The organism is Streptacidiphilus jeojiensis, from assembly GCF_042510965.1.
GTDB lineage: Bacteria > Actinomycetota > Actinomycetes > Streptomycetales > Streptomycetaceae > Streptacidiphilus > Streptacidiphilus jeojiensis.
Genome location: NZ_JBEUKS010000022.1, coordinates 18,302 through 33,631 on the forward strand (window position 1 = coordinate 18,302; position 15,330 = coordinate 33,631).

Consider the following 15,330-nt stretch of genomic DNA (forward strand, 5'->3'; position numbering starts at 1 on the left):
CTCAGCCCAGGCCGGGTCAGCCCAGGTCGGACGGCAGCAGCGAGCCGAGCCAGCCGTCGATCTTCGCTCCGCGCAGGTCCATCCGGGAGCGCACGGTGCCCTCCATGATGAAGCCCACCTTCCTGGCCACCGCCCAGGACCCCTCGTTGCCGACCCCGGCCAGCCATTCCAGCCGGTGCGCGCCCAGCGTCCCGAAGGCCCAGCGGCACATGGCCGTGGCCGCCTCTGCGGTGTAGCCGTGGCCGCGCTGCTCCTTGGCGGTCCAGTAGCCGATCTCCACGACGCCGCTGGGGCGGGTCAGCCCCTGGTGCAGCCCTATGGACGAGACCAGTTCCCCGCCGTCCCGGGTGAAGGTGCCCAGGTTGAACAGGGTCTCCTCGCGCCAGCCGGTCGCGCAGACCTCCTCGACGAAGAAGCGGGCGTCCTCGCGGGTGTAGGGGACCGGGACCGGAGTCCAACGCTGGATGGCCTCGTCCTGGCAGGCCGCGGTGATCGCGTCGAGGTCGGCCCCGGTGAAGGGGCGGAGGATCAGCCGGGGTGTTTCCAAGATCACGGGTTCCATCGGCAGATTATGGCCCAGGCGGCGAACGGACCGCTTCAGGATTTTTTCATGTCCGTTTTGTTCACTGTTGGACGGACTGGCCGACCCCCTCGGGAGAGTGACACTCAGCTGGTCTGCTGACGGACCTCCCGACCCGCTCGTTTCCTCGCATACGATGGCCACGCGGTGGTGCGTCTCCATCGCCGGTGCGCAGAACACAAGTGCACAGACCGCCCAGTGCCAGCCCAGGCAAGGAGCCAGCCCACGTGTCCGTCTTCGACAAGATCCTGCGCGCAGGCGAAGGAAAGATCCTTCGCAAGCTGCACCGCATTGCCGCCCAGGTCAATTCCATCGAAGAGGACTTCGTCAACCTGACGGACGCCGAGCTGCGTGCGCTCACCGACGAGTACCGGGAGCGCCTCGCGGACGGCGAGTCCCTCGACGACATCCTCCCCGAGGCATTCGCCACCGTGCGCGAGGCGGCCCAGCGCACCCTCGGGCAGCGCCACTACGACGTCCAGATCATGGGCGGCGCCGCGTTGCACATGGGATATGTGGCCGAGATGCGCACCGGTGAGGGCAAGACCCTGGTCGGCACGCTCCCCACCTATCTGAACGCGCTGTCCGGCAAGGGCGTGCACCTGATCACCACCAACGACTACCTCGCCGAGCGCGACTCGGAGTGGATGGGCCGGGTGCACCGCTTCCTCGGCCTCGAGGTCGGTGTGATCCTCGCCAACATGAGCCCGGCCGAGCGCCGCAAGCAGTACCTCTGCGACATCACCTACGGCACCAACAACGAGTTCGGCTTCGACTACCTCCGCGACAACATGGCGTGGTCGCAGGAGGAGCTGGTGCAGCGGGGCCACAACTTCGCCGTCGTCGACGAGGTCGACTCGATCCTGATCGACGAGGCCCGTACCCCGCTGATCATCTCCGGCCCGGCCGACCAGGCCACCAAGTGGTACGGCGACTTCGCCAAGCTGGTCACCCGGCTCAAGCTGGACCGCGACTACGAGGTCGACGAGAAGAAGCGCACCGTCGGCGTGCTGGAGGAGGGTGTCACCCGGGTCGAGGACTACCTGGGCATCGACAACCTCTACGAGTCGGTGAACACCCCGCTGGTGGGCTTCCTCAACAACGCCATCAAGGCCAAGGAGCTCTACAAGAAGGACAAGGACTACGTCGTCATGAACGGCGAGGTCCTGATCGTCGACGAGCACACCGGCCGTGTGCTGGCCGGCCGCCGCTACAACGAGGGCATGCACCAGGCGATCGAGGCCAAGGAGGGGGTGGAGATCCAGAACGAGAACCAGACCCTGGCCACCATCACCCTGCAGAACTTCTTCCGCCTGTACGACAAGCTCTCCGGGATGACCGGTACCGCGCAGACCGAGGCGGCCGAGTTCCACCAGATCTACAAGCTGGGCGTCGTCCCGATCCCGACCAACAAGACCCCGCAGCGCACCGACCAGCCGGACCTGATCTACAAGTCCGAGCCGGCCAAGTTCGCCGCCGTGGTCGAGGACATCGTCGAGAAGCACGAGAAGGGCCAGCCGATCCTGGTCGGCACCACCAGCGTCGAGAAGTCCGAGTACCTGTCGCAGGAGCTGCGCAAGCGCGGCGTCCAGCACGAGGTGCTCAACGCCAAGCAGCACGAGCGCGAGGCCCAGGTGGTCGCCCAGGCCGGGCGCCGCGGCGCGGTCACCGTCGCCACCAACATGGCCGGCCGAGGCACCGACATCATGCTCGGCGGCAACCCCGAGCACCTGGCCGCCGCCGAGCTGGCCCAGCGCGGGCTCTCCCCGGTGGACACCCCGGAGGAGTACGAGGCCGCCTGGGGCGAGGCCCTGGACAAGGCCAAGGCCGCGGTCAAGGCCGAGCAGGAGGAGGTCCAGGACCTGGGCGGCCTCTACGTGCTCGGCACCGAGCGGCACGAGTCGCGCCGGATCGACAACCAGCTCCGCGGCCGCTCCGGCCGCCAGGGCGACCCGGGCGAGTCCCGGTTCTACCTGTCCCTGGGCGACGACCTGATGCGCCTGTTCAAGGCCGGCATGGTCGAGCGCGTGCTGTCGATGGCCAACGTCCCCGAGGACGTGCCGATCGAGTCCAAGATGGTCACCCGCGCCATCGCCTCCGCGCAGACCCAGGTCGAGCAGCAGAACTTCGAGATCCGCAAGAACGTGCTGAAGTACGACGAGGTGCTCAGCCGTCAGCGCGAGGTGATCTACGGCGAGCGCCGCCGGGTCCTGGAGGGCGAGGACCTGCGCGAGCAGATCGACCACTTCATGGACGACACGGTCGACGCCTACGTCAAGAACGCCACCGCCGAGGGCTTCGCCGAGGAGTGGGACTTCGACAAGCTCTGGCAGGCGCTGGGGCAGCTCTACCCGATCGGCCTCACCGTGGAGGAGCTGGAGGGCGAGGACGGCGACCGGGCCGGCATCACCTCCGACCTGCTCGCCGACGCGATCAAGGAGGACCTGCACGCCAAGTACGTCGATCGCGAGAGCCAGCTCGGCGAGGCCGTGATGCGCGAGCTGGAGCGCCGGGTGGTGCTCTCGGTGCTGGACCGCCGCTGGCGCGAGCACCTCTACGAGATGGACTACCTCCAGGAGGGCATCGGCATGCGGGCCCTGGCCCAGCGCGACCCGCTGGTCGAGTACCAGCGCGAGGGCTTCGACATGTTCGCCGCCATGATGGAGGGCATCAAGGAGGAGTCCGTCGGCTACCTGTTCAACCTGGAGGTCCAGGTCGAGCAGCAGGTCGAGGAGGTCCCGGTCGCCGACGGCAACACCATCGTGATGGACAAGGCCCCCGAGGACGCGCGTCCCGAGATCCGCGCCAAGGGCCTGGAGGCCCCGCAGCGTCCGGACCGGCTGCACTACACCGCGCCGTCGGTCGACGGCGAGGGCGGCGTGATCGAGGGCGACTTCGCCACCGGCGATGTCGAGGACGAGACGGACGAGGAGAGCGGCACCCGCGCCGAGCGCCGCAAGGCCGCGAAGGGCCGTCGCCGCAAGAAGTAGCACCGCTCGGATTCCGAACAGCCCCATGGCGGTTCACCACCTGGTCTCCAGGGCGGTGAACCGCCATGCCGGTTCCGGGCGCCTCGGCGTGCGGTGCTGCTCCAGCCGGAAGGCCAGGAACTCCAGCCGCTCGTCGACGCCGACCGTGGCGGTCACCTCCAGCACTCCGGGCGCGGGGGAGTCGTCGAAGACCCGCCGCAGCACCGGGCGTGCGCCGCCCGGCCCCGGGCCGTGCAGGGAGCGCCGCCGGACCAGTGTCCTGACGTCGTCGTAGACCTCCTCGGTGGCCAGCGCGGCGAGCTGGTCGCAGACCCGGTGCCCGCTGAGCACCTCCAGCAGCCGTACCGCGTAGTGCCGCGCCAGCGTGTTGTGACCGGTACGGGTGGGCATCGGGCCGCCGTGTCTGGCCCTGACCGCTCCGAGCCCGTGTACCCGCCCGATCCTGACCCCGGTGGTCGCAGTGTCGACCATGCCCGTACCCCCTTGACTCGCGGTGGTGTGCGTGAGGCCAGTGGTATCGGCTGCCACCGACAGCGACAAGGCTCCCGCCGCGGCCCCCGAGGCTCCGGCGAAGTTCACCTATCCGAGTGAGCAAACGGTCCTGAGCTGGGAGGACGCCGATTACTCCGGCCCGCGGCCGGTCACGCAGCGCAGTCAAAGCCCACTCGATCGGTGACTCTCCGCAGGCATTCGTGGGGGAGGCCCGGCTGCGCGGCTCCGGTGGTCCGGCCGCATATGCTGGACGCCGGTCCCACCCCACCGTCGACCGGAGTGCCCCCATGCGCGTGTACGTCCCCACCACCCTGCACGCGCTGGCGCAGGCGCACGCCGACGGAAGCCTGGGGCCGCTGCCGCTGCGGGCCTACGCGGTCACCCCGGCGCTGCGCGAGTGGTACCTCAGCGACGACATCGAGGAACTGGAGTACGCCGCCCTGGTGCGCGCCGCCCAGTCCTCGCTGCGCCTGCTCGCCGCGGACGGCGCGGCTCCGCGCCGCCGGGTGGTCGTCGCCCTGGACGTGCCGGACGGCGCGGTCGTGCTGCAGAACGACGCCGAGCACGCGGACGCCGCCGCCCTCGGCGCGGTGTCCCTGTCCGAGGCCCCGCCGTTGGCCAGGGCGGCCGCGGTGCACGCGGACGCCGACGAGGCCGAGGTCCGCGAGGACGTCGCGGCCGCCGCCGCCGCGGTGGCCGCCGCGGACACCGGGGACGAGGACGCCAGGTTCACCGTGGACGGCGCCGAGGACCACGAGCTGCTCTGGTTCGCGACCCAGGAGATCCCCGGCCTGCTGGCCTGACCTCCCCGCGGAGCAGTCTGCGCACTGTCCCGCGGAACGTCCCGCCTCCCCGGTTGTCGGAGTCGCCGGGTACCGTGCGGCCATGCGCGCACACATCGTCTGGGACTGGAACGGCACGCTCTTCGACGACATCGAGGTGGTGGTGGAGGCGAGCAACGCCGCCTTCGCCGCGATCCAACTCGCCCCGCTCACCGTCCAGCAGTACCGCGAGCAGTACCAGGTCCCGGTCATCGGCTTCTACGAGCAGGTGATGGGTCGGACCCCGACCGCGGAGGAGTGGGTGGTCATGGACGCCCGCTTCCACCGCCACTACGAGGCGCTCAGGGACGGCTGCCGGCTGACCGAGGGGGCCGCCGAGGCCCTGGCCGGATGGTCCGGGTCGCAGTCGCTGCTGTCCATGTACACCCACGCCGACCTGGTCCCACTGGTGCGCCGGCTCGGTGTGGAGCGGCACTTCATACGGGTCGACGGCCGGGCCGCCAGCAGCGGCGTCAGCGGCAAGGCCGAGCACCTGGTCCGGCATCTGGCGGCCATTCAGGCCGAGGGCGTGGACCCGTCCCGCACCGTGCTCATCGGCGACGTGGTCGACGACGCGCTCGCGGCGGCCCATGTCGGAGCGCACGCGGTGCTGTTCAGCGGCGGCTCGCACGCGCGGTCGGAGCTGGAGCGGGTCGGCGTGCCGGTCGCCGACACCCTGGCCGAGGCCGTCGGATATGCCCAGGACCTGGTCAAATCATGACAGCATAGGACGTATGGACGCTGTCACCCAGGTACCGCTGCCCGTGAACGAGCCGATCCACGGGTACGCCCCCGGCAGTCCCGAGCGGGCCCGGATCGAGTCCAGACTCGGGCAGCTCGCCGGGGAGTACGCGACGCTGTCGATGACCGTCGGCGGGGTGCAGCGGATGGGCGGCGGCGAACGCATCGAGGTGGTCCAGCCGCACCACCACGCGGCCAGGCTGGGCGTGCTGGGCAACGCCACCCGGGAGGACGTCCAACTCGCGGTGGACGCCGCGCTCGCGGCGGCCCCCGGCTGGCGGGAGCTGTCCTTCGACGACCGGGCTGCGGTCTTCCTGCGCGCCGCCGACCTGCTGGCCGGGCCGTGGCGGGAGACCGTCGCGGCGGCCACCATGCTGGGCCAGTCCAAGACCGTGCAGCAGGCGGAGATCGACGCGCCCTGCGAGCTGGTCGACTTCTGGCGCTTCAACGTCCACTTCGCCCGGCAGATCCTGGCAGAGCAGCCGGTCAGCAGCCCGGGGGTGTGGAACCGCAGCGACCACCGGCCGCTGGAGGGCTTCGTCTGCGCCGTCACCCCCTTCAACTTCACCGCCATCGCCGGGAATCTGCCCACCGCGCCGGCGCTGATGGGCAACACGGTGGTCTGGAAGCCCTCGCCCACGCAGACCCTGTCGGCCTGGTACACCATGCGGCTGCTGGAGGAGGCCGGGCTGCCGCCCGGTGTGATCAACCTGGTGACCGGCGACGGCCAGGCGCTGTCGCAGGTCGCGCTGGTCCACCCGGACCTGGCCGGGATCCACTTCACCGGTTCGACCGGGACGTTCCAGCAGCTGTGGCGGACCGTCGGCGCCAATATCTCCGGCTACCGCGGCTACCCCCGGCTGGTCGGCGAGACCGGGGGCAAGGACTTCGTGGTCGCGCACCCCAGCGCGGACCCCGCGGTGCTGCGCACCGCGCTGGTGCGGGGGGCGTTCGAGTACCAGGGGCAGAAGTGCTCGGCGGCGTCGCGCGCCTACATCCCGCGCAGCCTGTGGCGGCTGATGAAGGACGACTTCCTGGCCGAGGTGCGCGGTCTGACCGTCGGCGACGTCACCGACTTCTCCAGCTTCATGGGCGCGCTGATCGACGCCCGGGCCTACGCGAAGAACAAGGACGCCATCGACCGGGCGCGCAACGACCACAGCCTGGACATCGTGGCCGGCGGCCACTGCGACGACGCCATCGGATACTTCGTCAGCCCCACTGTGATCATTTCCACCGACCCCCGCCATGAGATCTTCTCGACCGAGTACTTCGGTCCGGTCCTGGCGGTCCACGTCTACGAGGACGGCCGCTGGGAGCAGACCCTGGACCAGTTGGAGTCGGTCGCCCCCTACGCCCTGACCGGCGCGGTCATCGCCCGGGACCGGGCCGCGATCGCGGCGGCGGCACAACGGCTGCGCTTCGCCGCGGGCAACTTCTACGTCAACGACAAGCCGACCGGCGCGGTGGTGGGCCAGCAGCCCTTCGGCGGCGCGCGGGCCTCGGGCACCAACGACAAGGCGGGATCGGCGCAGAACCTGCTGCGCTGGACCTCCACCCGGTCCATCAAGGAGACCTTCGTGCCGCCCACCGACTACCGCTACCCGCACATGCTCTAGAGCAGCCGCCGGGACCCGCGGGGGCGGGTTGGACAACTCGTACAGGAGGGACCAATGTTCCTGACGCAGTGCACCGTTCCGGCCCCTGACAGGGTCTCTTACCCCAGTTAGGCTCGCTGGGAAACCTCGCGAAAGGCGGGATTTCGCCGGGCGGTTCGCATCCTCATCCGGACATGCGGGAGGATACGGACAGACCCGGCGGGATGCCAGACCTACGCACACCACCGAGTCACGCAACGGCGCGCGACAGGAGCCAGATAGCCATGCAGACCCAGCTGGACGCGGCGAAGGCCGAACTGCTCAGCAAGGCGACAGTCCAGGGAGACTCCGGTACGGAGTTCGGCGACGGAGCCGGCGGCTCGCTCGCCTCTTACCTGAAGCACTACTACCTGCACACCGCCCCCGAGGACCTGCTCGACCGGGACCCGGTCGACGTCTACGGCGCCGCGGCCTCGCACCACCGCCTCGCCGCCCGCAGACCGCAGGGCACCGCCGAGGTCCGGGTCTCCACCCCCTCGGTCGAGGAGAACGGCTGGTCCTGCGGCCACACCGTGGTCGAGATCGTCACCGACGACATGCCCTTCCTGGTCGACTCGGTGACCAATGAGCTGACCCGTCAGAATCGCGCCATCCACGTGGTGATCCACCCTCAGCTGCTGGTCCGCCGTGACATCACCGGCAGGCTGCTGGAGATCCTGGACACCGACGCCTGCAACGCCGCCGGCGCCGACCAGCCGCAGGACGCCCAGCTCGAGTCCTGGATGCACGTCGAGATCGACCGGGAGACCGACCGCGAGGACCTGCGCGCCATCGAGGCCGATCTGCGCCGGGTCCTGAACGACGTCCGCGAGGTCGTCGAGGACTGGGGCAAGATGCGCGACGGCGCGCTGCGCCTCGCCGACGAGCTGGGCACCGAGCCGCCCAAGGAACTGCCGGCCCAGGAGGTGGAGGAGGCGCAGGAGCTGCTGCGCTGGCTCTCCGCCGACCACTTCACCTTCCTCGGCTACCGCGAGTACGACCTGGTGCAGGGCCCGGACGGGGAGGACCTGCTGCAGGCCCTGCCCGGCACCGGCCTCGGCGTGCTGCGCTCCGACCCGCGCGCTGACGCCCACGCCGGCGACACGATGGCCTCCGCCTCCTTCGGCCGGCTGACCGCCCCGGCCCGCGCCAAGGCCCGGGAGAAGAAGCTGCTGGTGCTGACCAAGGCCAACAGCCGCTCCACCGTGCACCGCCCGTCCTACCTGGACTACGTCGGCGTCAAGAAGTTCGACGCGCAGGGCAATGTCGTCGGCGAGCGCCGCTTCCTCGGCCTGCTCTCCGCCGCCGCCTACACCGAGTCGGTCAACCGCATCCCGGTGGTGCGCCGCAAGGTCCAGCAGGTGGTCGCCGAGTCCGGCTTCACCGTCGAGAGCCACGACGCCCGCGACCTGGTGCAGATCCTGGAGACCTACCCCCGCGACGAGCTGTTCCAGACCCCGGCCGACGAGCTGCTCTCGGTCGCGCTGAGCGTGCTCTACCTGCAGGAGCGCCGCAAGCTGCGGCTGTTCCTGCGCCAGGACGAGTACGGCCGCTACTTCTCCGCGCTGGTCTACCTGCCGCGCGACCGCTACACCACCCGGGTCCGGCTGCGGCTGATGGACCTGCTGATGAAGGAGCTCAGCGGCACCGCCATCGACTACACCGCCTGGAACACCGAGTCGGTGCTGGCCCGGCTGCACTTCGTGGTCCGGGTCGAGCCGGGCAGCGAGCTGCCCAAGCTCTCCGACTCCGACGTCGAGCGGCTGGAGGCCAAGCTCGCCGAGGCGGCCCGCTCCTGGATGGACGGCTTCGGCGAGGTGCTGGTCCGCGAGTGCGGCGAGGAGCGCGCCGCCGAGGCGTCGCGCCGCTACGCCAACGCCTTCCCGGACGGCTACCGCGCCGACTTCACCCCGGCCACCGCCGTCGCCGACCTGCGCCAGCTGGAGCTGCTGACCGGCCCGACCGACTTCCGGCTGAACCTCTACCAGCCGGTGGACGCCGCCGAGGGCGAACGCCGCTTCAAGATCTACTGGGTCGGCGGCTCGGTCTCGCTCAGCGACGTGCTGCCGGTGCTGCAGCGGCTCGGCGTCGAGGTGCTGGACGAGCACCCGTACGAGCTGCGCCGCAGCGACTCCACCGTCGCCTGGGTGTACGACTTCGGCCTGCGGCTGCCGGCCGACGTCGCCAGCACGGTCAACGAGGACGCCAGGGACCGCTTCCAGGAGGCCTTCGCCGCCGCCTGGACCGGCCGGGCCGAGAACGACGGCTTCAACTCGCTGATCCTGCGGGCCGGACTGAACTGGCGTCAGGCCGTGGTGCTGCGCGCCTACGCCAAGTACCTCAGGCAGGCCGGGTCCACCTTCTCCCAGGACTACGTGGAGGACGCGCTCACCAACAACGTCCACACCACCCGGCTGCTGGTGAACCTGTTCGAGGCCCGGCTCTCGCCGGCCCACCGCTCCGGCGGCGAGGAGCTCACCGACGGGATCATGGAGGAGCTGGACGGCGCCCTGGACCAGGTGGTCAGCCTGGACGAGGACCGCATCCTGCGCTCCTTCCTCACCCTGATCAAGGCCACCCTGCGGACCAACTTCTTCCAGCGCGACGCCGTCACCGGCGAGCCGCACTCCTACGTCTCGATGAAGTTCGACCCGCAGGCCATCCCGGACCTGCCCGCGCCGCGCCCGGCCTACGAGATCTGGGTCTACTCGCCGCAGGTCGAGGGCGTGCACCTGCGCTTCGGCAAGGTCGCCCGTGGCGGGCTGCGCTGGTCGGACCGGCGCGAGGACTTCCGCACCGAGGTGCTGGGCCTGGTCAAGGCGCAGATGGTGAAGAACACCGTGATCGTCCCGGTCGGCTCCAAGGGCGGCTTCGTCGCCAAGCAGCTGCCGGACCCGACCGTGGACCGGGCCGCCTGGCTGGCCGAGGGCATCGCCTCCTACAAGACCTTCATCTGCGGTCTGCTGGACATCACCGACAACCTGGTCCCCGAGGTCGGGGTGATCCCGCCCAAGGACGTGGTGCGGCACGACGGCGACGACACCTACCTGGTGGTCGCCGCGGACAAGGGCACCGCGACCTTCTCCGACATCGCCAACGAGGTGGCCGAGTCCTACGGCTTCTGGCTCGGCGACGCCTTCGCCTCCGGCGGCTCGGCCGGCTACGACCACAAGGGCATGGGCATCACCGCCCGCGGCGCCTGGGAGTCGGTGAAGCGGCACTTCCGCGAGCTGGGCCACGACACCCAGACCGAGGACTTCACCGTGGTCGGCGTCGGCGACATGTCCGGCGACGTCTTCGGCAACGGCATGCTGCTCAGCGAGCACATCCGGCTGGTGGCGGCCTTCGACCACCGCAACATCTTCATCGACCCCACCCCGGCGGCGGCCGCCTCCTTCGCCGAGCGCAAGCGGCTGTTCGACCTGCCGCGCAGCTCCTGGGAGGACTACGACAAGGCACTGATCTCGGCCGGCGGCGGGGTCTTCCCGCGCAGCGCCAAGTCGATCAACATCACCGCGCAGATGCGGGCCGCGCTCGGCATCGCCGACGGCGTCGGCCGGCTCACCCCCGCCGAGCTGATGAAGGCCATCCTGCTGGCCCCGGTCGACCTGCTGTGGAACGGCGGCATCGGCACCTACGTCAAGTCCTCGGCGGAGAACAACGCCGAGGTCGGCGACAAGGCCAATGACGCGATCCGGGTCGACGGCGCGGACCTGCGGGTGAAGGTGCTGGGCGAGGGCGGCAACCTGGGCGCCACCCAACTGGGCCGGATCGAGTTCGCCACCAGCGGCGGCCCGGTCGGCGAGTACGGCGAGCGCACCGGCGGCGCGGTCAACACCGACGCCATCGACAACTCCGCCGGCGTGGACACCTCCGACCACGAGGTGAACATCAAGATCCTGCTCAACCGGGTGGTCACCGACGGCGATCTGACGGTCAAGCAGCGCAACGCCCTGCTGGCCGAGATGACCGACGAGGTCGGCACACACGTCCTGGAGAACAACTACGCCCAGAACGTGGCCCTGGCCAACGCCCTGGCGCAGGCGCCGAGCATGCTCGACGTGCACTCCCGGATGATGCGCAGGCTGGTCGCCGACGGGCACCTCAACCGGTCCCTGGAGTTCCTGCCCAACGGTTCGCAGATCCGCGAGCGGGCCTCGGCCGGACGCGGGCTCACCCAGCCCGAGCTGTCGGTGCTGCTGGCCTACACCAAGATCACCCTGGCCGACGAGATCCTGGCCTCGGACCTGCCGGACGACGCCTACCTCCAGGGCAAGCTGCACCGCTACTTCCCGGCCCAGCTGCAGCAGCGCTTCGGCGACCAGATCGACGCCCATGCGCTGCGCCGGGAGATCATCACCACGGTGCTGGTCAACGAGACCATCAACCGCGGCGGCTGCACCTTCGCCTTCCGGCTGAAGGAGGAGACCGGGGCCACCTACGAGGAGATCGTCCGCTCGCACACGGCGGCCCGGGCGATCTTCGACCTCAAGGGCATGTGGGCGCAGATCGAGGGCCTGGACAACCGGGTCCCCGCCGCGGTGCAGACCCGGATGCGGCTGCACAGCCGCCGCCTGGTGGAGCGGGCCACCCGCTGGCTGCTCAACAACCGGCGCCAGCCGCTGGACATCGCGGGCACCATCGAGATGTTCCGGGAGCGCTGCAACCAGGTCTGGAGCCTGCTGCCGGAGCTGCTGCACGGCTCGGACCGGGAGTGGTTCGACCTGGTCTACGGCGAGCTGGCGGAGGCCGGGGTGCCGGCCGAGCTGGCGGTCCGGGTGGCCGGGCTGTCCTCGGTCTTCCCGACCCTGGACATCGTCGAGACGGCCGACCGCACCGGCCAGGACGTCCGCACCGTCGCTGAGCTGTACTACGACCTGGCCGACCGGCTGCAGATCTCCAACCTGCTGGACCGGATCATCGAACTGCCCCGCGGGGACCGCTGGCAGTCCATGGCCCGGGCCGCGATCAGGGAGGACCTGTTCGCCGCGCACGCCTCGCTCACCGCGGACCTGCTGAACCACGGCGATCCGGGGTCGACCCCGGAGCAGCGGTTCCAGGCCTGGTCGCAGACCAACGCCACGCTGGTGAACCGGGCCCGGGCCACGCTGGACGACATAAGGGGTGCGGAGGCCTACGACCTGGCCAACCTCAGTGTCGCGATGCGGGTGATCCGGACCCTGCTGAAGAGCGGTTCGATGCGCTGACCGGTCGTCACGACGCCGCTGGGCGGGCCCCGTTCGGGGTCCGCCCAGCGGCGTTCTCGGAGCAGGGTCTCAGCCGGCGGCGCCGTGGATGCTGCCGCTGCCGGCCCTGGCGGACTGGTGCAGCAGCAGCTCCTCGACGTGGTCGCCATCGCCCACGGTGAGGATGCGCTCGGCGTGCGGGGTGAGCCGGGCGACCAGCTGGTAGCCGAACAGCGTCGGCCGGGCCTTCACCAGGGCCTTGGAGACGCCCCCGGCGATCCTGGTGACCACGCTGTCCTCGCCGGCGAAGTTGACGAAGGGGGAGCCGGTGAAGCTGAGCCCGAGCAGGTCGTAGCCGGCCGTGCGCATCGCCCGGCGCAGGCTGGCCCGGGAGTAGAAGCGCAGATGGGTCTCGTCGAGGATGCCGCGGCGGTCGTAGTCGAAACCGCCGAGCGCCACCCGGCCGCGGGAGTACCAGTGGCCGATGTTGGGCACCGAGAGCAGCAGCTCACCGCCGGGCCGCAGCACCGTGCGGATCTCCTCCAGCACCCGCTCCGGGCGGTGCAGGTGCTCGATCACGTCACCGGCCACGACCAGGTCGTAGCCGTCCCCCACGTCGTCCGGGAGGCCGTTGTTGAGGTCGGCCAGCAGGAAGCGGTCGGTCCGCTCGCGCACGCCCTCCACCTCGATGTAGTCCACCCCGGTGACCTCGTGGCCGAGGGCCCGGACGCGTTCCGCGAACAGCCCGCCGGAGCAGCCCAGGTCCAGGATCCTGGACGGCGGGACGCCCTGCAGCATCTCCAGGATGGCGGCGTGCGAGGAGCCGTCGCCCTCCTTGAAGGCGTACTCCTCCGGCTTGGGTATCCAGGGGCAGGTGCCGAAGCCCTTCTGGGCCAGCCGGTACTGCAGCACGTCCTTGACCACGTCCTTGGCGTACCTGACCCCGTTGACGTAGCAGATCTCGTCGCCGTAGTAGGTCGGGATCGGGATCTCGACGATGCGCTTACCGGCGTCGATCAGCTGGACGATGATCTGGGTGTCGAAGTCGAAGGCGTCGGTGTTGTTCTCGATCAGCAGCTCGGCCAGGGCCGACACCCGGTAGGCCCGGTAGCCCGAGTGGAACTCGGTGAGGCTGGTGTTCAGCAGGCCGTTCTCGATCCTGGTGAGGATGCGGTTGCCCAGGTACTTGTAGGCCGGCATGCCGCCGCGGCGGGCGGCACCGCCCTCCATCATCCGCGAGCCGAAGACCGCGTCGGCCTCGCCCGACTCGATCGGCGCCACCATGTCGGCGAGCCGCTCGGGGGCGTACTGCCCGTCGCCGTGCAGCATCACCACGATGTCCAGCTGCCGTTCCATGGCGAGCCGGTAGCCGGCCTTCTGGTTGCCGCCGTAGCCCAGGTTCTTGGTGTGCCGCATGACCACGGTGGGCGGCGCGTCCTCCTGCTGGGACCAGCGCCAGCCGGCCAGGAAGGTGGTGTCGTGGCTGGCGTCGTCCATGATCAGGATCTCGCTGATCCGCGGTCGGAAGTCCACCGGTATCCGGCTGAGGGTCTTCTCCAGCGTCGACTCGGCGTTGTAGGCGACGACGAGGACGCCGATGCGCGGGGACTCGATCGGACTGGGTGACAAGGTTCTCTCCACTGGGGATCAGGATTCCGTGATGTCGGCGGCGTCGGCGGGAGCACGTAGGGCGGAGCGGACCGCGGAGCTGAGCCGGCGTTCCGCCGGCTGCTCCTGGAAGTCCTCTGACGGGGCGTCGGCCGTGGCCGCCGGCTTCGGGGCCGGGCCCGCGGCGGCCGGGGAGCGCAGCACCGCGCGCACCGAGCAGACCAGTGCGGCGGCCAGCGCGGCCCAGCTGAGCAGTGCCAGCTGGGTGTTGGCGCCGGACCAGCTGGTGGCCCTGGCGACGTCCCAGGTCCCCCGGCTCCAGGAGTCGTAGAGCCGGTAGAGGAACAGACCGCCCATCAGGCTGTAGACCAGCGCGGTCCATGGTTCGGCGAGGAAGAGGCCGGCCACGGCCCAGGTGAGGTACTGGGTGCCGGTGGCGGTGCTCAGCAGCAGCAGGGTGGCCAGCGAGATGCCCACGGCGGGGGCGAGGGCGTCCCTGCGGCGCAGCACCAGGCCCATGCCCAGCAGCGCGGAGACGAGGACCACCGGCGTGCGCAGATGGTCCAGTACGGAGCGCAGTTCGGCGGACCGGATCCCGAGGTCCTGGAGGACCTGGGCGAGGCCCCACTGCGGTGTGCTCCAGCCGTTGTAGCCGAGGACGTTGTCGCGCAGGGCGGGCCAGTGCGCCACCACGGCCGGCCCCCAGACCACGGCGAGGGTGGCCGCCAGGCCGGCGGCGAACAGCAGCAGCGTGCGGCGGCCGCGCAGCAGCGCCCACAGCAGCAGCACCGGCAGGGCGACCAGCGGGACCACCTTGATGCTGAGGGCCAGTGCGAAGACGCAGCCGGCCGGCAGCGGCAGCCGACGCCGTGTCAGCAGCCATACCGAGAGCAGCACCAGGAGGATGAACACCGGGTCGATGTTCCCGTGGAATCCCGAGATGATGATCAGAACGGGGCTGCAGGCCATTCCCGCCCCGGCCCACATGGCCCGGCGGTCGCTACCGGTCCAGTCGCGTACCAATTCGAATACCAGCAGGCTGGTGAAAACATCCGCGACGATGGCCGGGAGCCTGATCAGCAGCGGAAAGGACACCCCCTCCCGGCTGATTTGCTGGAGGATCCACAGCAGGTCGCCGGTCAAAGGAGGATGGTTGTAAAGGCCACCGGCCGCGTGCGGTACGCCGTAGATTCCTACCGGGCCCACACGGCCGATGATTCGGGCGAACTGCTCGAATGTGCGGACGTCGTCGGTTCCGTGGGTCGTGGCCGCCAG

Annotated in this window: 9 protein-coding genes; 5 read left to right on the forward strand and 4 right to left on the reverse strand. The window is 70.3% G+C overall.

Translation table 11 applies throughout. The features are described 5' to 3' along the window. Positions 1–16: 16 nt before the first annotated feature. Positions 17–562: a GNAT family N-acetyltransferase gene (locus tag ABUW04_RS38365; RefSeq protein ID WP_380568926.1), complete on the reverse strand. Its 546-nt coding sequence runs from the start codon at positions 560–562 to the stop codon at positions 17–19. Positions 563–807: 245 nt separating this feature from the next. On the opposite strand from ABUW04_RS38365, the gene secA reads away from it, so the two are divergent. After that, a complete protein-coding gene (gene secA / locus ABUW04_RS38370) occupies positions 808–3,570 on the forward strand; it encodes a preprotein translocase subunit SecA (protein ID WP_030260662.1) in 2,763 nt (920 codons plus the stop codon). A 33-nt stretch (positions 3,571–3,603) separates the two neighbouring features. Here the strand turns inward: secA and ABUW04_RS38375 are convergent, their stop codons facing one another. Further along, a complete protein-coding gene (locus ABUW04_RS38375) occupies positions 3,604–4,041 on the reverse strand; it encodes an Rv3235 family protein (RefSeq protein WP_380568927.1) in 438 nt (145 codons plus the stop codon). Between the two features lie 308 nt (positions 4,042–4,349). On the opposite strand from ABUW04_RS38375, the gene ABUW04_RS38380 reads away from it, so the two are divergent. The 4 genes from ABUW04_RS38380 (at position 4,350) to ABUW04_RS38395 (ending at position 12,468) form a co-directional block, all read left to right on the forward strand. After that, positions 4,350–4,865 carry a DUF6912 family protein gene (locus ABUW04_RS38380; protein WP_380568928.1) on the forward strand — a complete coding sequence of 172 codons (516 nt, stop codon included), beginning with the start codon at positions 4,350–4,352 and terminating at the stop codon, positions 4,863–4,865. A gap of 82 nt (positions 4,866–4,947) precedes the next feature. Further along, positions 4,948–5,604, forward strand: a complete 657-nt coding sequence (locus ABUW04_RS38385) for an HAD family hydrolase (protein WP_380568929.1) — start codon at positions 4,948–4,950, stop codon at positions 5,602–5,604. Positions 5,605–5,617: 13 nt separating this feature from the next. Beyond that, a complete protein-coding gene (gene pruA / locus ABUW04_RS38390) occupies positions 5,618–7,243 on the forward strand; it encodes an L-glutamate gamma-semialdehyde dehydrogenase (protein WP_380568930.1) in 1,626 nt (541 codons plus the stop codon). Positions 7,244–7,506: 263 nt separating this feature from the next. Then, entirely contained in the window at positions 7,507–12,468 is a 4,962-nt protein-coding gene (locus tag ABUW04_RS38395) for an NAD-glutamate dehydrogenase (RefSeq protein WP_380568931.1), read from the forward strand. Between the two features lie 69 nt (positions 12,469–12,537). On the opposite strand, the gene ABUW04_RS38400 is transcribed toward ABUW04_RS38395, so the two are convergent. Continuing rightward, the gene (locus tag ABUW04_RS38400) at positions 12,538–14,076 is read right to left on the reverse strand and encodes a methyltransferase domain-containing protein (RefSeq protein ID WP_380525267.1); all 1,539 of its coding nucleotides are present in this window, start codon (positions 14,074–14,076) and stop codon (positions 12,538–12,540) included. An 18-nt stretch (positions 14,077–14,094) separates the two neighbouring features. After that, entirely contained in the window at positions 14,095–15,198 is a 1,104-nt protein-coding gene (locus ABUW04_RS38405) for a glycosyltransferase 87 family protein (RefSeq protein ID WP_380568932.1), read from the reverse strand. Positions 15,199–15,330: the final 132 nt, after the last annotated feature.

What these genes read in the sequence shown, in the direction of transcription:
- ABUW04_RS38365 (WP_380568926.1), bottom strand. Translation starts at nt 562, where the DNA reads ATGGAACCCGTGATCTTGGAAACACCCCGGCTGATCCTCCGCCCCTTC.
- ABUW04_RS38375 (WP_380568927.1), bottom strand. Translation starts at nt 4,041, where the DNA reads ATGGTCGACACTGCGACCACCGGGGTCAGGATCGGGCGGGTACACGGG.
- ABUW04_RS38380 (WP_380568928.1), top strand. Translation starts at nt 4,350, where the DNA reads ATGCGCGTGTACGTCCCCACCACCCTGCACGCGCTGGCGCAGGCGCAC.
- ABUW04_RS38385 (WP_380568929.1), top strand. Translation starts at nt 4,948, where the DNA reads ATGCGCGCACACATCGTCTGGGACTGGAACGGCACGCTCTTCGACGAC.
- pruA (WP_380568930.1), top strand. Translation starts at nt 5,618, where the DNA reads ATGGACGCTGTCACCCAGGTACCGCTGCCCGTGAACGAGCCGATCCAC.
- ABUW04_RS38395 (WP_380568931.1), top strand. Translation starts at nt 7,507, where the DNA reads ATGCAGACCCAGCTGGACGCGGCGAAGGCCGAACTGCTCAGCAAGGCG.